This window comes from Butyricicoccus intestinisimiae (genome assembly GCF_018918345.1).
In the GTDB taxonomy this organism is placed as follows: domain Bacteria; phylum Bacillota; class Clostridia; order Oscillospirales; family Butyricicoccaceae; genus Butyricicoccus_A; species Butyricicoccus_A intestinisimiae.
Genome location: NZ_JAHLQI010000001.1, coordinates 634,561 through 654,489 on the forward strand (window position 1 = coordinate 634,561; position 19,929 = coordinate 654,489).

A 19,929-nucleotide genomic window follows, 5' to 3' on the forward strand; every position below is an offset into this window, starting at 1 on the left:
CGTTGTATTGAAATCGGTATCTCTATCGGAGACCTTGACCTTTTAACCATTGGAATGGTGATGGACATTTGGACAGAAAAAGCAAATGACGATGTGAAATACCAGCAAATCGCAACACAGGAGGACTTCGATAAATTCTAAGGAGGTGACGTACAAGTGGCAAATCGAATCAAAGGTATCACTGTTGAAATCGGTGGCGATACGACTGGCCTAGATAAAGCCTTAAAGTCGGTCAATACTTCAATCCGCTCTACCCAGTCTGCCCTGAAGGACGTCAACCGCCTCTTGAAGCTCGACCCTTCCAATACAGAATTACTCTCTCAAAAGCAAAGACTCTTGAAAGATGCCATCGCAGCCACAAAGGAAAAGCTGGATTCACTCAAGGTAGCACAGGAGCAGGCCAAGCAACAGTTGGAAAATGGAGAACTCGGTCAGGACAAATATAACGCTCTTCAGCGTGAAATCGTAGAGACCGAGGAAGAATTACGACGCCTGCAGCAAGAAGCTGCCACTACAAACACTGCGCTTTCTAAAATAGATGTGGCTGGTCAAAAGATGGAGACCGTCGGTAATTCCATCGCTGGTGCCGGTAAAAAGATGATGGGCGTGACCACCGTAATTGGTGGTGTCGGTATTGCCGCAGTAAAAACAGCAGCTGACTTTGACTCCTCAATGAGTCAGGTGGCTGCTGTTTCTGGTGCTACAGGTAAGGACTTTGATGCTCTCAGAAATAAAGCCCGTGAAATGGGTGCTAAAACTAAGTTCTCTGCAACAGAAGCCGCAGAAGCTATGAACTACATGGCGATGGCCGGTTGGAAAACGGAAGATATGCTGGATGGTATCGAGGGTGTCATGAACCTTGCTGCTGCCTCTGGTGAGGACTTAGCAACCACTTCTGACATCGTAACTGATGCCTTGACTGCCTTCGGACTCTCTGCAAAGGACTCCGGTCATTTTGCAGACATCCTTGCTGCAGCATCTTCCAATGCAAATACGAATGTATCCATGATGGGTGAAACCTTCAAATACTGTGCTCCTATCGCTGGTGCACTTGGTTTCTCTGCTGAGGATACTGCGGAAGCAATCGGCCTTATGGCCAATGCTGGTATCAAGTCTTCTCAGGCTGGTACCGCCCTTCGTACTATTATGAACAATCTTGCTGGTGATGTAAAAATCAGTGGTAAGGCCATCGGAGATGTCACTATCGCCACTACCAACGCAGATGGTTCCATGCGTGACCTTTCTGATATTTTAGCTGACTGTCGTTCTGCTTTTGGAAACTTAACAGAATCCGAAAAAGCTCAAGCCGCTGAATCACTCGTCGGCAAAAATGCCATGTCCGGCTTCCTAGCTCTGATGAATGCTGGCCAAGGCGATATTGATAAGCTCTCCTCTGCAATTGATAACTGTGACGGATCAGCTGAAAAAATGGCTATGACTATGCAGGATAATCTTGCCGGTCAGCTTACTATCTTAAAGTCTCAGCTTCAGGAGCTTGCCATTTCTTTTGGTGATATCCTGATGCCTGCTATCCGCTCCATCGTATCGAAATTGCAAGGTTTCGTAGATAAACTTAACGGAATGGATGAAGGTACCAAGAGAGCCATTGTTACCATTGCTCTTTTGGTCGCCTCAATCGGTCCATTGCTTGTCATCATCGGAACAGCCATCTCGAAAATTGGTGTGGCTATGCAGGGCTTTGTGAAACTGGCAAATGGTATTAGCAAATTGAAGATCGCCATTCAAGGTGGAACCGGCGTTCTTGGAAAACTCGGTTCCGCACTTGGTGGCATCTCTGCTCCCGTGTTGGCTGTTGTTGCTGTTATTGCCGTTTTGGTAGCTGCCTTTGTTCACCTTTGGAAAACCAACGAAGGTTTCCGGGATGCAATTATCGGGACTTGGAATCGTATCAAAGATACTATTTCTGGCTTCTGTCAGGGCATTGTTGACAGGCTGAACGCTCTGGGATTTCAGTTCACTGATATCGTGGATGTTCTAAAGACAATATGGGATGGTTTTTGTCAGGTCCTCGCTCCCATATTTGAAGGAGTATTTAACAACATTGCAAATATTCTCTCTACAGTAACTGGTGTAATCACCGGCATTCTGGATGTCTTTATCGGCATCTTTACCGGGAATTGGTCACAGGCATGGAATGGTGTAAAGGAAATATTTTCTTCCATTTGGAACGGAATCAGTAGTTTCTTCACCAACATTCTCAATGTCATTAAAGGAGTCGCAGATATGGTTCTTGGATGGTTTGGCACCAGCTGGAATGAAGTCTGGACAAATATCAAGACCTTCTTTGAAGGAATCTGGAATGGTATTGCTACATTCTTTATCACCATTTGGGAGACGCTGAAAAATGTCGTAACCGTCGGTATCATGGCGATAGGTTCCATTTTAAGTGCTGCTTTTGATATTATTACACTTCCATTTCGTTTTATCTGGGAAAACTGTAAAGAAATTATTATCTCAATCTGGGATGCTATTAAATCCAAGGTGACAACTGTGATTCATGCAGTGGCATCTGTGATCAGCACTGTGATGAACGCCATCAAAACGGTATTTTCTACTGTGTGGAATGCGATAAAGACAGTGGTGACCACAGTAGTAAATGCCATCAAATCTGTTGTAACGACTGTGTTCAATGCTATCAAAAACACAGCAACCACCGTATGGAATGCAATAAAAACCGCTGTTACAACTCCGGTTAACGCCATCAAAAGCACTGTCACAACAGTATTTAATTCTGTAAAAAGTACAGTTAGTAGTATCTTTAATGGAATTAAATCAACTGCTACTTCCGTATGGAACGGCATAAAATCCGCTATCACTACTCCTATCGAGGCAGCTAAAAACAAAGTCAAAAGCGTGGTTGATGCTATCAAGGGATTTTTCTCCGGCATGAAGATTTCTCTTCCGCACATCAAGCTGCCGCATTTCAAGGTGACTGGCAAACTGTCCATCGCTCCACCTTCTGTACCACATCTTTCTATTGATTGGTACAAGGAAGGCGGTATCATGACTAGTCCTACTATCTTTGGAATGAACGGATCTTCTTTGATGGCTGGCGGTGAAGCCGGTGCAGAAGCAATTCTTCCTCTTGCCGGTTTCTACAAACAGCTGGAAGCGATGATTTCCAGTCATCTCAATACCAGTGCAATGGAAAAATATCTGGCAGTCATTGCTGATAATTCCAGTAAGGGCATCTACCTTGAGGACGGTACACTTGTTGGCCATCTGCTCCCGGCAATCGACGGTGAGCTCGGCAAAGCACAAAAGTTACAAAGGAGGTTCAGTCTATGACACCTGATATTAAATTAAACGGAACATCAGTCGCTTCTATGGGCTGGCTCCGAGAGACTGTCTCTTTTCCAGTGCCACAGTCGCAATCCAATACGATTGTTGTGCCAGGAAGGAACTCTCCTATTCGTTATACAGAAGCTCTGGGGCGTGTATCTTATCAGCCTCGGAGCTTTTCTTTAACGTTTTCTATGCTTGGAACAAGAAAGAGATACGATCAGATGGTCGCTGGAATGACAAACCGCTATGCTGGTCAGCTCATAAAAGTATCGACTAGCGAGGAGCCAGAGCTATATGCTATTGGTACTTTAGAGATTTCATCTGAATATGATCCACTCTTAGGTAAAGGCCAGCTCGTGATTTCCTGTGAAGATGCAGATTCCTATCGTTACCACAATGAAGAGACAATCGTTAATCTGACTGGTTCCGGTACACTCATTATCGAAAATGACTTTATGCCTGTTGTTCCTGTTATTACAATCTCAACAGAAACAGCTCTCAGCTGGACAATCGGCAGTGATTCTTTCAGGAAATCACTTAGCGCAGGCACTTGGACGCTTCCTGAATTTGAACTGCAAGCTGGCAGAAATACAGTCACAATCCAAGGATCAGGCACTACTACCTTTCGATTTAGGGAGGGCCGCCTATGAGTATCTTTCGTATTTTCGTAGACGGTCAGCTATTCTATCATCCACAGTTATCCCAGCTTGCTATTACAGAAGCGAAACTGACCGAAGATGCCGAAAACATCGACAGTCTGACACTGTCCGCTCCATTTAATCATCCGTATTTGGATTCCATCCACCCGATGGCTTCCACCATCGTTTGTAAAAAGGGCGATGCGACAGTCTTTGAGGGTCGTGCCTTAAACGATGGCAGTGATTTTTATAACACCCACACTTGGACCTGCGAATCGGCTCTGGCATATCTCGAAGATAGCCAGCAGCCGCCTTTCTCCTATAAAGGAACACTCAAAGGTCTTTTGGAATATTTTCTCTCTGTCCACAATAAGGCAGTCGAAGAAAAGAAGCGTTTCAAGCTGGGGAATATTACAGTTACAGATAACAATGACTATATCAGCTATAGCAACTCCGAATATTCCTGCACTTTGGATGCTATCAAAAGTAAGCTAATCAATACACATGGTGGCTATTTGATGGTTCGCTATACAAAATCCGAAAAATTTCTGGACTACCTTGCAGAGTTCAATACTCGTTCTGTGCAATCCGTGGAATACGGAAAGAACCTAACGGATGTCAAAATCACCCGTGATCATACCGAACGCATCACTGCTCTGATTCCACTTGGAACAAAGAAAAAGACAACTGATGAAGAAGGAAACGAAGTCGAGTCCGATGAACGTGTTGATATCACTTCCGTAAACGACGGGCTAAATTATATATTTGATGAAACTACTGTAAAAGAAATCGGCTGGATCTGGGCCACAGAAGTCTGGGATGATGTCACGCTCCCAGGCAACCTTTTCCGTAAAGCAAAGGCCCGTCTTGCAGAGCTTATTGCCGGTATCACCAGCATGGAACTAACCATCGTGGATGAATCAGACACCGGTGCTGATATCGGAAGTATTCATGCCAGACAGTTTGTTAACTGCTTATCTCCGCCTCATGGCATTGATGGACGCTACGCCTGCATGAGCAAGACTGTAGATTACTTAAATCCGTCTGGGAACACCATAACCATTGGAGCCAGTGGTATCAAGCTGACTTCCATATCAGCCAAACAGAATGAAAATATCACTGAACTCACCGATGACTTGATTGGAAAAACCGCAGAAATACAAAGCGCGATAGCAAAGGCGGATGCCGCAGAAGCTACCGCCAAAGATGCGAAGGAAGCAACTGACACAGTAATTGATGATATTACAGCGTTACAGGAAAGCATACGCGAGTGTTACTCAGAGATCTCCAAAACTTCAGAAGAAATCAGTCTAACCGTGCGAGAAGAATACATCTCACGCTCAGAAATGGCAACTATCCAGCAGGATTTTCAATCTACGATTACGCAAAACAGTAGTGAGATCCGCATGGATTTCTCTGCTGTCACAGATGAGCTGAAGGACAATATCGCAACTAACCAGGAGCTCCTTGAAGAATATATTCGCTTCAAAGGAGCTCTTATTGAGCTTGGCAAAGTAGGAAATGCCTTCACCGCTGAGCTTTCCAACAATGAACTGGCCTTCAAAGAAAACGGTCAGAAAATCGCCTACATCTCCAACAACAGCTTGGTTATCACCAATGCAGAGATTCGCAACAAACTATCCCTCGGTAATGAAACCAGAGGATGGTTTGATTTTATCCCAAGAAATAACGGTAACCTCTCTATCAAGTGGAGAGGCCCGGCATCATAAAGGAGTGATTCATTATGGCTTCCAGCGGAAGTATTACAACTGGCACAAAAGAGGGGCGTTCTGTCACCTTATCATGGACACTATCCAGTCAGGATATAGCCAATAATACATCTACCATTGCATGGACGCTGAAAGGCTCAGGCTCAGGAAGCGGCTGGGTCATGTCGGGTGGTTTTAAGGCTATTATTAACGGTACAACTGTCTACTCCACATCAACCGATAATCGTATTCAGCTCTATAATGGAACCATTGTGGCCTCCGGCTCCTTAAAGATCAGTCACAATGCAGATGGTACAAAATCTTTCAAATTAAGCTGCGAGGCTGGTGTCTACAGCTATGCAGTCAATGTATCCGCAAGTGGAACCCATACTCTAAACACGATTCCAAGAGCATCATCGGTATCGGCAACATCCGTGAATATGGGAAATGCCACAACAATTTCTATTTCAAGAGCATCTTCCTCATTCACCCATACACTGACCTATTCCTTTGGTAGTGCTACTGGAACCATCACAACAAAGACTACTTCCACATCTATATCGTGGATACCTGCTCTCGCATTGGCAAACCAAATACCGAGTACCACAAGTGGAACTTGTACAATTACCTGCGACACCTACAATGGCTCCACCAAGATTGGTACGAAAACCTGTACGCTGACTCTAACAGTTCCTGCTTCAGTCAAGCCTACTATTTCCAGTCTGACAGCAAGTCGTGTTGATGGCAACGTTCCAAGCACCTGGGGCATCTATGTACAGTCCAAGTCAAAGGCTACGCTGACAATAAAAGGTGCCACTGGAAGCTACGGCTCTACCATAAAATCCTACAGCATTAGTGGCGGTGGATACTCTGGTACATCTTCTACCCTCACTACAGGATTTTTGAACAGCTCTGGCACAATTACTTTTACTGCCACTGTAACGGATTCCAGAGGAAGAACCTCTGCTGCGGCTACCGTGTCAATTACTGTCATCGCCTACAGTGTACCTTCTTTTAGTTCTTACAACTCGCAACGATGCAACAGCAGTGGGACCATATCAGATGATGGCACCTATATCAAGGCAACAGTATCCTATAGCTTTGCATCCTGCAGCTCCAAGAATACAGTTACTCGCTCCACTTACTACCGAGTAGCCGGGACAAGTACATGGACCAACGCTTCTGCCAGTTTCAATTCCGGTACGGCATTTACCTTTGGCAGCGGTAAGATTTCCACTGAAACATCCTATGAAGTCAAATACGAATTAACAGATGCTTTCACGACTATCAGCATCACGGACATCGTATCTACGACATCGGTTGTCATGGACTTCAAAAGTGGTGGCAAAGGTGTGGCGATTGGTAAGGTATCAGAAACAGATAACTGCTTTGAAGTATCTGAAAAATGGGATGTAAAGGTCTACGGCAAACTATTGAGTGAATATATCAAACAGGCTATCGGCGCTATCTATCCTGTAGGAAGCATTTACATGAGCGTCAAGAACACAAATCCATCCACCTATTTTGGAGGCACTTGGGTTGCTTGGGGAACAGGCAGAGTTCCGGTTGGTGTCAATGCTAACGATACCAACTTTGCTACAGTCGAAAAGACCGGTGGTTCTTCTACCGTCACATTAACTACGGCACATATGCCTTCTCATACTCATGCAAAAGGAACGCTGGCAACAGCCAGTGCCGGTGGACATACTCATGATCTGAAGAACCAGAAAACCTCATGGGGAACCAGTGGTGGCAATCGAGTTTTAATCGATGCTACATCCGGTTATACAGCAGTCAGCAACAAGACCACAACAAGTGCTGGCGCACATACACATACAATCTCTGGTGCTACTGCCGCATCTGGTTCCGGCAGTGCGCACAACAATCTGCAGCCCTACATCACATGCTACATGTGGAAAAGGACTGCTTAATTTTTATCCGCAGCTATCAGATGGTAGCTGCTTTTCTTATATCTAATTTCAGAAATGGAGGTACTTATCAATGAAAGAATTCTGGAACACAATTCAACTTATCTTTGCTGGCATTGGTGGCTGGCTGGGTTATTTTCTCGGAGGCTGTGATGGCTTACTCTACGCTCTTATTGCCTTTGTTGTTATCGACTACATCACCGGCGTCATGTGTGCAATTGCCAATCACACGCTTTCCAGTGAAGTTGGCTTCAAAGGTATCTGTAGAAAGGTATTGATTTTCTTGCTCGTTGGCATTGCCAATATTCTCGACATTCATGTCATCGGCTCTGGCAGTGTGCTTCGTACTGCAGTCATCTTTTTCTACATTTCCAACGAAGGCGTCAGCTTACTTGAAAATGCTGCCCACCTCGGACTTCCAGTCCCAGAAAAAATCAAAACCGTATTAGAACAGCTTCATGATCGAAGCACAAAGGAGGAAAACTAACATGGCATACACAAACAGTAAACTGATATCTTATACCAAACTTAGTCCGAATCACTCCGGACAGCGTACACACAGCATCGACCGCATCACGCCACACTGCGTGGTGGGTCAGTTGTCAGCTGAGAGCATCTGCGGATGCTTTACCAGTCCGTCCAGACAGGCAAGCTGCAATTACGGCATTGGCAAGGACGGTCGCATCTCTCTTTGCGTGGAGGAAAAGAACCGCAGTTGGTGTTCTTCTTCCAATGCCAATGACCAGCGTGCCATCACCATCGAGTGCGCCAGTGATATGTCTGAGCCGTATGCAATGAATAGTGCTGTTTATAACTCACTGATCAAGCTCTGCGTTAACATTTGCAGGCGTAACGGGAAAAAGAAACTCTTATGGCTTGCCGACAAGAATAAGACTTTAAATTATACTCCAAAGTCTGATGAAATGGTGCTGACGGTCCACAGATGGTTTGCAAACAAGTCCTGTCCGGGTAACTGGCTATATTCCAGACTTGGTGATCTGGCCGCTAAGGTTACTTCTGAGCTTTCCAAAACCACTTCCGGCGGCAGCACTGCTTCTACTTCACAAATGTATCGTGTCCGCAAAATTTGGTCTGATTCTAAGAGTCAGCTTGGTGCCTATAAGTTGCTGGCCAATGCTAAGAAAAAGGCAGATGAAAATGCCGGATACAAGGTATTCGATTCATCCGGCAATGTTGTCTATCCTGCTGCAGCAACGCTTGCACCGGCTCCTGCTGCTGGAACGTCCTATAAGATTCAGATAGACATTGCCAATCTGAATATCCGCAAGGGACCAGGTACCAACTATGGTAAAACAGGTCAGTTCACCGGCAAAGGCATCTTTACAATCGTCCAGGAATCAAAAGGCGAAGGGGCTACCCTCTGGGGCAAACTGAAATCCGGAGTCGGATGGATTTCTCTGGATTTTGCCAAAAAGATATAAGGCATATCAATCACAGGGTCTGTGGGAGTTATCTCCTGCAGGCCCTCTTTTTTATTTATCTTTTTTCGGCCAAACTGCCATCTCGCCTCCATTTAGTAGTGAGGAACTTCCTCAGATTGGAGGCAAAATATGCAAGAAAACATTACAGCTTCAATGCCGGATTCTACTTCTCCGAAGCCAATACAACAGTCTGATATTCAACAAGATTATGACTTTTTACAGGCGCAAAAGGTTTCAGAAAAGATGCTGTCGCTTGGACTTATTTCCTTGTCGGAATTCAACAAATTAACTGAAATAAACCGTAAAACATTCTCCCCGTTTTGGGTTGAGATTATGCCCAAAATTCCTTGATATATAAGGGATTCAGAGCTAATATGTGACACTAACGAAGGGAGGTGAACTACCGTGAAGAAGGTAACCAAAATCGACGGTATACAAAAGAATACCGGCATAAACAGTAAGCTCCGAGTTGCCGCCTACTGTCGTGTTTCAACAGGTAGTGACGCTCAATTGGAAAGTCTTGAGGCTCAGAAAAGCCACTATGAACAATACATCAATTCTCGTGAGGATTGGCAGTTCGCCGGTCTCTACTTTGATGAAGGTATAACCGCTACCAAAGCCGAAAAACGTCCGGAACTGCTCCGCCTGATTACGGATTGTGAAGCAAGGAGAATCGACTTTGTAATTACCAAATCCATCAGCCGTTTTTCTCGAAACACGACGGACTGCTTGGCTTTGGTGAGAAAGCTTCAAAGTCTGGAGATTCCTATTTATTTTGAAAAAGAAAACATAAACACCGGTTCAATGGAAAGCGAACTCTTCCTTGCCATTCTTAGCAGTATGGCTGAAGGTGAATCCGCATCTATTTCCGAAAATGCGAAATGGTCAGTGAAGCGCCGCTTCCAAAATGGAACCTACAAACTCGGCTACACTCCTTACGGCTACGATTGGGATGGTAACAATATGATTATCAATCCAGATCAGGCGGCTGTCGTAAAAAGGATATTTGCAGATATTCTTTCAGGAAAAAGTACAAACGTTATTGCAGATGAGCTAAACGCAGAAAAGGTTCCATCCAAGAAAAACAATCACTGGACTTCCAGCACTATTCGAGGCATTCTCGCTAATGAGAAATATACCGGTGACGTCATTTTCCAAAAGACCTATACGGATGAAACCTTTAATCGGCACACAAATTATGGTGAGGTTGATCAGTACATGGCTCCGGATCATCACGAAGCGATTATCAGTCATTCGGACTTCGATGCAGCAAATGCGCTGGTTAATCAACGAGCTGCTGAAAAAGGTATAGAAAAAGGCAGTGACAAATATCAGCAACGTTATGCATTCTCCGGGAAAATAATCTGCGGAGAATGTGGAGACACTTTCAAGCGCAGGATACACTCTTGCACCACATACAAGTATGTCGCATGGGCCTGCAACACGCACCTGAAGAATAAGGAGTCCTGCCATATGAAATATGTAAGAGATGATGAAATAAAAGCTGCATTCATTACAATGCTAAACAAGCTCATTTACGGCTATCGGTTGATACTTACTCCTTATCTCAAAGTACTTGAAAACTCATCTGGCGACGAGGCCATTCAGCGCATTCAGCACTTGGAGCAACTCATCGCTCAAAACAGTGAACAGCGTGAAGCATTAACCAAGCTGATGGCACAGGGCTATATCGACCAGATTCTCTATAATCAAGAAACAAATGCACTCCTCCTGCAGGCAGAGACATATCGCTCTGACATTGAAGCAATTACCATCGGAATGACGGGTGATGCAGCAAAGGTTACGGAAACGAATCTTCTGCTACACTTTGTGTCCCATACCAATATGCTTACAGCCTACAGCGAGGAGCTTTTTGAAAACTACGCAGACCACATTGAAGTCATGAGCAGAAATGAAATCAGGTTTGTTATGAAATGCGGTCTGACATTCACAGAAAGGATTGGTGATTAGATGGGCCATACACCATTTGGTTATAAGATAGAAAACGGTATTGCAGTTATCGATCAACCGGCTGCAGATAAGCTCAGACAGCTTTATAAAAATTATCTGAGTGGTATGTCCTTATCAAAGGCTGCATCTGCTGCCGGAATTAAAACTTATCACGGCACCGCTAAGCGATTGATGGAAACCGCCCATTATCTTGGAGACAGTTTTTATCCTGCTATTATCGATAAGGATACCTATCAAAAAGCACAAGAAGAACGCAAGCGCCGAGCCACAGCACTCGGACGAAATAATAAGCAAACACAAATGAGGAAGCTACAGATACCTACCCGTTTCCATATGGGTGAGGTTGCTGCCCTTTATGACAATCCCGTCAAGCAGGCAGAATATCTGTACAGCCTCATAGAAAGCGAGAGTAAATAATGGGAAATGTAATGTTAATTCCTGCAAGACGACAGGTTGGAAGCAATGCTCGAAAGCAGGAAGAAGAAAAGCCAAAGCTCCGTGTCGCAGCGTACTGCCGCGTCAGTACAGACAGCGATGAGCAGGCTACAAGTTATGAAGCTCAGGTCGAGCACTACACAGAATACATACAGAAAAATCCTGATTGGGAATTTGCCGGAATCTATGCTGATGACGGTATCTCCGGCACCAACACAAAAAAGCGAGAAGAATTCAATCGTATGATTGATGACTGTAAAGCCGGTAACATCGATATGATTATCACCAAGTCCATCAGCCGATTCGCCAGAAACACATTGGACTGCCTAAAATATATAAGGCAGCTCAAAGACATGAACATCCCTGTTTTATTCGAGAAAGAGTCCATCAACACGATGGATGCCAAGGGCGAAGTTCTCATCACCATCATGGCATCTCTGGCCCAGCAGGAATCGCAGTCCCTAAGTCAGAATGTCAAAATGGGCTTACAATATCGCTACCAGCAAGGCAAGGTACAAATCAACCACAATCGCTTCCTTGGCTATACAAAGGACGCAGATGGGAATTTAGTCATTGATCCAGAACAGGCTGAAACTGTAAAGCGTATTTATCGAGAATATTTAGAAGGTCTCAGTATGGACAAAATTGCCGCCGGTCTGGAGCGTGACGGTATTCTTACCGGTGCCGGAGGAAAAAAGTGGCACACAAGCACCATCAACAAAATTCTCCGTAACGAAAAATACATTGGTGATGCTCTGCTCCAAAAGACCTACACCACTGACTTTCTAAACAAGACCAGAGTTAAAAATAACGGTCTTGTTCCGCAATACTATGTAGAAGGCGACCACGAAGCCATTATTCCGAAGGACATTTACCTGCAGGTACAGGAAGAACTTGTTCGCAGGCGAGTAGGTAAAACCAGCGCCAACGGTAAGAAACGAAACTACAGCTGTAACCACTGCTTCTCCCAAATCATCATCTGCGGTGAATGCGGTGAAATGTTTCGAAGGCTCCACTGGAACAACCGAGGCGTCAAGTCAATTGTCTGGCGCTGCATCAGCAGGCTGGAATCCACCGGACTTGAATGCCACGCTCGAACCATCAATGAGCTGGTTCTTCAGGATGTTGTCGTCAAAGCAATCAATCAAATGCTTGGTGACAAAAGCAATTATCAGGCACAGCTCCAGCTTAACATTGCCGCAGTCATCCGAGCTTCGCAGGCAACAGCCATTGACAGCATTGACGAAAAACTGATGGCTCTACAACAAGAGTTGATCCAGAAAGCCAACAGCAAAGAGGACTACGACGAAATAGCGGATGAGATCTTCAGGCTCCGAGAACTCCGCCAGAAAACAACCGTCGATACCGCCGCAAGAGATGAACAGATAAAGCGAATCAATGACCTGCAGGATTACATCTCGCAACAGACCACTCTCCTTACAGAATTTGATGAAGCACTGGTGCGACGCTGGATCAAGCAGATCACCATCTGGGATGACCGCATCACAGTTGAACTGAAATCCGGCGTCAGCATTGATGTGGATGCATAACTCTATAGATATACAAAGGCTCCCCATCACTGGATAATTTCCGGTGATGGGGAGCCTTCATTGTTTATTCTTTCAACATATTTATCACATTAATGCTTTCCAGATATTTTGGATACTCAGATTTTCTCTTTTCCATCCTCTTAATTACACCATTATCATAAGTAATCATGACATGTAAATCTTGAACGTTACAGAGAATAATTGCATCTAATAAGTCATTTTTCCAAAGTGCTGCACCTTTGGTCATAATACCAACAAGTGTATCGTAATAATAATCCTGCAATGCAGTTAATTTCACTTTTTTATCAAATATACTTTTTAGCTTTGATATATGTTTCTTCAATTCTGGATCATTATTGCTCTTCCAATATTTAATAGCAAGTCTTTGTAAGAAAGCTGTGCTTGTTTTTGCCTTCATTTTGTTGCTCAATTTCTCTGTGTCATGGGAATAATCCTCTGAAGAAAGCCAATCATCTATATCCGGGATTTCATCTTCGTCTTTAACAGCTTTTGCTCTTTCGATGAACGGGATTCCTTTTTCAAGTTCAAAGGCCAGCAGATTATAGAAACAGTTTCTAACATAGTTTTCGCAATCATCTGTTTTATATCCTTCTGTAAATACGTCAACAAATACTTCAAGATTTATGTTTGCAAACATTCGAAAAGCCTTCTCAAATACTTCAAAACAAAATCCTGAAGGTTCTACTCCATCAGACATCGCAGAAAAATAAAAGCCAGAGAATAGACACATATCAAATAATATAGATATAAACCGGCTCTCAGCATCAATTTTATTTTCAAGTATGTTAGAACATAAAGTTTGTAATTCACCTTCTGTAAGATTCATTATATCGCCAGTAAAATTATTAGGAAGTGGATTAATCACGTTACCAGCTAATTTTATTTTCTTTTCCCATAGGTATTTTCCACCTTTGTGAATTGTCTGAATATCATTGCGAAATTTTATTAAAAATTCAAATAAACTCGTTGACGATATAAACACTTCATTCTCATCAACAAATTTCTGAAGCTTTTCCACATCATAAGTACATTCTGATATTCCAGCTGCATAATAAAATGCATTCGTATCTAATACGTACATTACTATTAATCCCCCTTGTAATTATTGGGAATCTTAGGAAATTCGCCAAATTCAAATCTTGCTTCTCTCGCAGCAATTGCAGCACAGGCAAGTTCATCTTCCGTTACATCTGGAACTACCCAGAGTCCTCTAACAAATCTAGAATAATACTCTTTTTCTGATAATTCATGCGGAGCCAGCATTCTTACATTTTCCGGGTATTTCTCTGATGGCCATTCCCATACATACTCTATAACACCTGTAAAGTCATCTATTTTAACCGCTTCTGGAGACCCAATTAATACAGAAAACTTAATGTTCTCGTTATCTTTGTTAAGGCAAAATTCCTCACATTTTTTGATTTCTTTTTCCCTTAGCGATTTTGCTTTTATTTCAAACCATCTGTCGAGACTTGGAATGTAGAAGTCTGGAAGGTATCTTACTCCATTCATTTCAAAACCTTCAATCTCATATTCATACTTTAATCCAATCATATCGAAAAAGACGGCCCATCGAGCCTCAAGGCGACTTCTAAATCTAAATCCATTATATTTGGTTTCTATAGGCTTAATGTCCATGTCTCACACTCCTCCTGTCATCTATTCCACTGCCAAGTCTGCCACTTACTATCGAGTGGCTTAAACTGCGGTCGGCTCTGACAACAATCCTAGTGCCACAACCTCTGACATCTAATCCACAGCCTAAACCCTACCGCTATTCTCCGGTTACTTAAATTCTCTACAATCAGACCCAAAAGTAAATATGTTTCCATATAATAAAACCGAGCTTTCTGCAAGGCTTCCCTGATGATACCAACCTTACAAAAAGCCCGGAAATACGCTACTTATTAGCCTTTATTTATCTTTCCTTGACAGCAAACAGACCGTCTCAACGTGGAACGTCCTCGGGAACAAATCGAAAACCTTATACCTTTTCAACTGATACCCCTGCTCGCCGAGCAGCTTGACATCGCGGGCGAGCGTGGCAGGGTCGCACGAGACGTACACGACACGCTCCGGTGCCATCGCGCCGATGGCGTCAATGGTTGCCTGATCGATGCCCTTGCGCGGCGGGTCGACAACAATGACATCCGGCCGAATGCCCTCCTCTGCGAGATGGGTCGCTGCCTGACCGGCATCGGCGCAGATAAACCGTGCATTGGTGATGTAATTGAGCTTGGCGTTCTGTTTGGCGTTTTCCACCGCCTGCGGAACGATTTCTGCACCGATGACTTCCTTTGCACTGTGTGCCAGAGCAAGTGTAATGGTTCCGGCACCGCAATAAAGATCCAGCGCGGTTTTTGTCTGGTCAAGCTCTGCATATTGCAGCGCAGCCTCGTACAGCTTTTCTGCCTGCGCACGATTGACCTGATAAAAGGCGGCAGGAGACAACTGGAACCGATTGCCGCACAGCACATCCTCCAGCGTGTCATTGCCCCACAGCGTGATATATCGGTCACCCAAGATGGCATTTCCGGTTTTCTTGTTGATGTTCAGCACAATACCGCACAATCCCGGAACCGTTTGCCGCGCTGCCTGAATCAATTCACCGACGGCGGGAAGCTTTGCGGATTTGGTCACGATGCACAGCAGAACCTGACCGGTAGCAAAGCCGGAACGGACATATATATGACGAATGAAACCGCTGCGTGTGTTCTCGTTGTATGGCGCAACGTGATATTCCGTCATCCAGTCACGCACACACTTCGCAAGATTATCTGCGAGCTCGGTTTGAATCAGACAATGCTCCATTGGGATGATATCGTGGCTGCGCGCACGATAAAAACCGGTGATGATTTCGTCATCTTTTATACCGACTGGATATTGTGCTTTGTTGCGATAATGGTAGATAGAATCCGAGCCGCAAACCGCTTCTGGTTCCATCGCAATGCCGCCGATGCGCTGGATGGCATCCTGTACTTTTTTGGATTTGGCACGCAGTTCTTCTTCATAAGAGATGTGCCAATAGCAGCAGCCGCCGCATTTGGATGCATGCGGACATTCCGGCTCTATTCGGTTCTTTGATTTGATAAAAATGCGCTCAATGCGTCCATACGCATAGTTTTTGGCGATTTTTACAATGCGAATATCACACTGGTCACCAACTGCGCCTCCCGGCACAAAAACGACCATATCGTGAATGCGGGCAATCGAAGATCCATCGCCTGCATATGCGATGATTTCTGCCCGATAAATTTTATTTTTTTCCATAGATGTTCTCCTGTTGATAGGACTGATTCATGGTGCTATTATATCATGAATCAAATCTTTTGTCATTGTTCCGAACGAAAAAGAACCGCTGGCATGAAAATACCCTCAACACCGGACGTCCGGCATTGAGGGTACCTGTCAATCTTTTATGACAGAAACGCAGTTATGCATTCTTATTCTTTCGCGCTTCCTTCTTCTTTTCCAGATTGGAAACAATGACCGTACAGGAAGCATCACCGGTAATATTGACGGTAGTACGACCCATATCAAAGATACGATCCACACCTGCGACCAAAGCGACGCCTTCTACCGGCAGACCAACAGAAGTCAGCACCATGGTCAGCATAACCATGCCTGCGCCCGGTACACCGGCAGTGCCAATAGACGCCAGCGTTGCTGTCAGGACGATGGTAATCATCTGCGGGAATGTCAGCTGAATGCCATAGCAAGCTGCAATAAAAATTGCACATACGCCCTGATAGATTGCCGTTCCGTCCATATTGATGGTTGCGCCCAGCGGCAAAACAAACGATGATACTTCTTTGGATGCACCTAACTTCTGTGTGCACTCCATATTGATCGGCAGCGTACCGACAGAAGACGCACTGGAGAATGCAAACATAATCGCCGGAAGCATACCCTGAAAGAATTTAATCGGGCTCATGCCGCCCATGGTCTTGACTGCGATAGAATATACAACAGCAGCATGCACAATATAGCAAATATATGCTGTCAGCAAGACCATCGCCAAAGAACCAATGATGGTTGCGCCGTTTTCTGCAATAACCGGACACAGCAGACAGAATACACCAATCGGAGACAGCTTCAAAATCATCTCCATACACTTCATAAAGACAGCATTCAGGCTATTGACGCCTGTGATAACTGGCTGTGCTTCCTTACCCACCAGAATAATTGCAAAACCAATCAAAATAGCCATTACAATGACTTGCAGCATGTTTGCGGAATACAGCGGGTCAATAAAGTTGGATGGGAAAATATTGACCAGCGTGTCCATAAACGAGGTAGTCTCTGCCGCCTCATAGCTCAAATCTGTCGTTGCAATCATCGGGAACATTCCCTTAAACAGATTGCCGCCAATCAGACCAATGGTAATGGCAAACGCAGTGGTACACAGATAGTACAACACGGTTTTCAGACCAATCGAACCGACTTTTCGAATATCAGACATCGAAATAATACCGCTCATAATCGAAAACAGTACAATTGGCACGACGATAAACTTCAGCAGATTGAGAAAAATCGTGCCGAACGGGTTAATGTACGCCTTCGCAAAATCCGCATGATTTCCCAGCAGCAGACCTGCAACAATTGCAAGAACCAGTGCAATGAAAATCTGCATCGCGAGAGACAATTTCTTTTTTTCTTTCATTTTGACAAACCTTTCTTTTAAAATTCAAACACCATGTTCCCGTCATGACATCCTATATAATATTTAAATGATACCAGAAATTTAACAAAACAGCAATACTTTCAGTGTACGATTTATAAAATATCTCGCATTTTCCCTCTTAATTTTTTGCCATAACTGGAATTTATTTGTTGAAACAAAAAATGGCAGGCAATTTACTGAATCAGTTTCACAAGCAAAATGGCAGCGCCCAAAACGGTCAAGACAACACCTGTCGCACGGTTCAGGGTCGCCGGACTTGCTTTGTTTGCAAATCTTGCCGCGATGCGCGCCCACAGCAGCGTAAATACAACGCACAGGACAAATGGAAGCATATCCGGCATGCCGGAAATTAGGAAATGACTGGCAGCACCGGTAAAAGCAGAAAATGTCATCATAAAGACGCTCGTGCCGATAGCTGTTTTCAATTCGTACCCGAGCACACTTGTCAAAATCAGCAGCATCATCATGCCGCCGCCCGCTCCGATAAAGCCACAGATAAAACCGACGAGCACGCCGCTGATAACCGATTGCATAAATCGTTTTTTCTCGCTGACAGCTTGCATGCTCTCTTTTGTTGTCATAACCGGACGTACAATAAATTTGATGCCTAAAAACAGCGTCATAACCGTTGAAAATCCGCCCATCGTGGTATTGGGCACCTTGCTCGCCACAAAACTGCCGACGAAGGTAAATACTAATACAGAAATCAACATAACAATGCCGTTTTTGATGTCAAGATTTTTGTTTTTTCCGTATGTATATGCACTGACAGCGCTTGCCAGCACATCACTCGCCAATGCAATGCCAACCGCCTCATAGGCAGGCATACCCAAAAAAGTAATAAGCATGGGACTGATAACAGCCGCTGCACTCATGCCTGCAAAACCGGTGCCCAAACCGGCACCGATACCCGCGGCAAAACAAACCAAAATGCAAATTGCTGTGCTCATTGTTTTTCCTCCGTCATGCCCAAGCGGGCGTTTTGATACATGCGTTGAAGCAACTGTTTCAGCATGTCCAATTGTTCTGGTGAAAATCCGTCAAACAATTGCTTTCCAAACCGTTCCTGCATCCTTCTTCCTTCTTTTATGATGGCGTCTGCTTTTTCTGTCAGAGACAGATGGATGGTCTTTCGATTTCCTGCATGATATGCCGTGTACAAATATCCATCTGTTTCCAATCGCTTGAGCGCGCCGGAAACATGTGATTTGGTCAGCATACGAATACGAACGATATCAGCAGCGGTATCATACGCCGGATTATTTGCAAGAAACAGCAAAATGTCAAATTCCATACGTGTCAGCCCGTGCGCTTCGCAAACTGGTTTGACGCATTGCGCGTAATATGCCAGAACAACCTTTTGATTTTCCCAAAAAACCATGTGATTCCTCTCATTCATATTGTTCTATTTAGAACTATTATAGCATAGATTTTCTTCTTTGCAAGTAAATTTTATCTTTTGTTTATCTGAAATCTGTGGTATACTAAAAATAACCAATTTGATTCATCTTTTCTTTTTTGAGAAGGTCTTACGATGATTACTTAGATCAATATGGAACTGCAGGAAAATATTTATTGGTCGTATTGCAGGTAATTGAAACCATTTCTATTGTCATTCCGGCCATGCCCGTATATATTTGTTCCGGCATTTTGTTTGGAAAAGCAGTTGGTATCGCTATTTGCTATACAACAAATCTAATTCTAAACATTTTGATTTTTCTCGCTGCAAGAAAGATGAAATATGTCAAGTCCAAAGTTTTGAATCTCAGCAAGCAAAAAACCGTTCGTAAGCTTTTGGATTCCGCAAAGCATGTGGATCGTGTCGTCATTGTCATGTGTTTTCTTCCCATTGTGCCGAATGGCATGATTCCGTATCTTTCCGCTCAAATTCGAAAAAAGCTAATCGCATTCTTCGCACCGAAAATCAAAAAATATTTAGAAGGCTAATAAAATATATGAAAAAAACGGAACCGAAAAAATCAGTTCCGTTTTTGATGTAGGCATCGACCTATCTTCCCGGGCCGTCACCAGCCAAGTATTTTCAGCGTAAATGAGCTTAACTACCGTGTTCGGAATGGGAACGGGTGTACCCTCATCACAATCAACACCTACTATTTTGGTTTGCATTCCTGCACCCTCAAAACTGAACAACGATGAACTCGACAGAAGCATTTTCCGAGTTTACCCAAATCAAATTTAGGTCAAGCCCTCGACCTATTAGTATCAGTCCGCTGCATACATTGCT

17 protein-coding genes and 1 rRNA gene are annotated in these 19,929 nt (G+C 44.1%); 11 read left to right on the top strand and 7 right to left on the bottom strand.

Features of this window, described 5'->3' with window-relative positions; translation table 11 throughout:
* Window positions 1–156: 156 nt before the first annotated feature.
* The 10 genes from KQI75_RS03225 to KQI75_RS03270 all read left to right on the top strand — a co-directional run bounded on the left by KQI75_RS03225 (window position 157) and on the right by KQI75_RS03270 (window position 12,979).
* Entirely contained in the window at window positions 157–3,309 is a 3,153-nt protein-coding gene (locus tag KQI75_RS03225) for a phage tail tape measure protein (RefSeq protein WP_216469244.1), read from the top strand.
* Window positions 3,306–3,956, top strand: a complete 651-nt coding sequence (locus KQI75_RS03230; RefSeq protein WP_216469246.1) for a hypothetical protein — start codon at window positions 3,306–3,308, stop codon at window positions 3,954–3,956. Before KQI75_RS03225 ends, KQI75_RS03230 begins: the two co-directional genes overlap by 4 nt.
* The gene (locus KQI75_RS03235; RefSeq protein WP_216469247.1) at window positions 3,953–5,674 is read left to right on the top strand and encodes a phage tail spike protein; all 1,722 of its coding nucleotides are present in this window, start codon (window positions 3,953–3,955) and stop codon (window positions 5,672–5,674) included. Before KQI75_RS03230 ends, KQI75_RS03235 begins: the two co-directional genes overlap by 4 nt.
* Window positions 5,675–5,688: 14 nt before the next feature.
* Window positions 5,689–7,584, top strand: coding sequence for a DUF859 family phage minor structural protein (locus KQI75_RS03240; protein ID WP_216469249.1), 1,896 nt, complete (start codon window positions 5,689–5,691; stop codon window positions 7,582–7,584).
* A gap of 70 nt (window positions 7,585–7,654) precedes the next feature.
* Entirely contained in the window at window positions 7,655–8,068 is a 414-nt protein-coding gene (locus tag KQI75_RS03245; RefSeq protein WP_009587688.1) for a phage holin family protein, read from the top strand.
* 1 nt (window position 8,069) lies between these two features.
* The gene (locus KQI75_RS03250; protein WP_216469251.1) at window positions 8,070–9,023 is read left to right on the top strand and encodes an N-acetylmuramoyl-L-alanine amidase; all 954 of its coding nucleotides are present in this window, start codon (window positions 8,070–8,072) and stop codon (window positions 9,021–9,023) included.
* Window positions 9,024–9,152: 129 nt separating this feature from the next.
* On the top strand, window positions 9,153–9,374 hold the full coding sequence (locus KQI75_RS03255) for an SHOCT domain-containing protein (RefSeq protein WP_246566326.1): 222 nt from the start codon (window positions 9,153–9,155) through the stop codon (window positions 9,372–9,374).
* A gap of 54 nt (window positions 9,375–9,428) precedes the next feature.
* Window positions 9,429–10,994, top strand: a complete 1,566-nt coding sequence (locus tag KQI75_RS03260) for a recombinase family protein (RefSeq protein ID WP_216469253.1) — start codon at window positions 9,429–9,431, stop codon at window positions 10,992–10,994.
* A complete protein-coding gene (locus KQI75_RS03265; RefSeq protein WP_216469255.1) occupies window positions 10,995–11,411 on the top strand; it encodes a recombinase family protein in 417 nt (138 codons plus the stop codon). It begins immediately after the preceding gene.
* On the top strand, window positions 11,411–12,979 hold the full coding sequence (locus tag KQI75_RS03270; protein WP_216469257.1) for a recombinase family protein: 1,569 nt from the start codon (window positions 11,411–11,413) through the stop codon (window positions 12,977–12,979). The genes KQI75_RS03265 and KQI75_RS03270 overlap by 1 nt, the downstream gene beginning before the upstream one ends.
* A 64-nt stretch (window positions 12,980–13,043) precedes the next feature.
* On the opposite strand, the gene KQI75_RS03275 is transcribed toward KQI75_RS03270, so the two are convergent.
* From KQI75_RS03275 to KQI75_RS03300, 6 genes are all read right to left on the bottom strand, one after another.
* The gene (locus KQI75_RS03275; RefSeq protein WP_216469259.1) at window positions 13,044–14,081 is read right to left on the bottom strand and encodes a hypothetical protein; all 1,038 of its coding nucleotides are present in this window, start codon (window positions 14,079–14,081) and stop codon (window positions 13,044–13,046) included.
* Between the two features lie 5 nt (window positions 14,082–14,086).
* Window positions 14,087–14,638 (bottom strand): PDDEXK family nuclease, encoded by a 552-nt coding sequence (locus KQI75_RS03280; RefSeq protein ID WP_216469260.1) that lies wholly within the window; start codon window positions 14,636–14,638, stop codon window positions 14,087–14,089.
* A 276-nt stretch (window positions 14,639–14,914) separates the two neighbouring features.
* Window positions 14,915–16,270 carry a 23S rRNA (uracil(1939)-C(5))-methyltransferase RlmD gene (gene rlmD, locus KQI75_RS03285; protein ID WP_216469262.1) on the bottom strand — a complete coding sequence of 452 codons (1,356 nt, stop codon included), beginning with the start codon at window positions 16,268–16,270 and terminating at the stop codon, window positions 14,915–14,917.
* Between the two features lie 163 nt (window positions 16,271–16,433).
* Window positions 16,434–17,663, bottom strand: coding sequence for a dicarboxylate/amino acid:cation symporter (locus KQI75_RS03290; protein WP_216469264.1), 1,230 nt, complete (start codon window positions 17,661–17,663; stop codon window positions 16,434–16,436).
* Window positions 17,664–17,857: 194 nt separating this feature from the next.
* Entirely contained in the window at window positions 17,858–18,634 is a 777-nt protein-coding gene (locus KQI75_RS03295) for a sulfite exporter TauE/SafE family protein (protein ID WP_216469266.1), read from the bottom strand.
* Entirely contained in the window at window positions 18,631–19,065 is a 435-nt protein-coding gene (locus tag KQI75_RS03300) for a MarR family winged helix-turn-helix transcriptional regulator (protein WP_216469268.1), read from the bottom strand. The genes KQI75_RS03295 and KQI75_RS03300 overlap by 4 nt, the downstream gene beginning before the upstream one ends.
* A 194-nt stretch (window positions 19,066–19,259) precedes the next feature.
* Between KQI75_RS03300 and KQI75_RS03305 the strand changes: the two genes are divergently transcribed.
* Window positions 19,260–19,631 carry a VTT domain-containing protein gene (locus tag KQI75_RS03305; protein ID WP_216469270.1) on the top strand — a complete coding sequence of 124 codons (372 nt, stop codon included), beginning with the start codon at window positions 19,260–19,262 and terminating at the stop codon, window positions 19,629–19,631.
* Between the two features lie 48 nt (window positions 19,632–19,679).
* Here KQI75_RS03305 and rrf read toward each other — a convergent pair.
* Window positions 19,680–19,796: ribosomal RNA gene (gene rrf, locus KQI75_RS03310) — 5S ribosomal RNA — on the bottom strand.
* Between the last annotated feature and the right edge of the window lie 133 nt (window positions 19,797–19,929).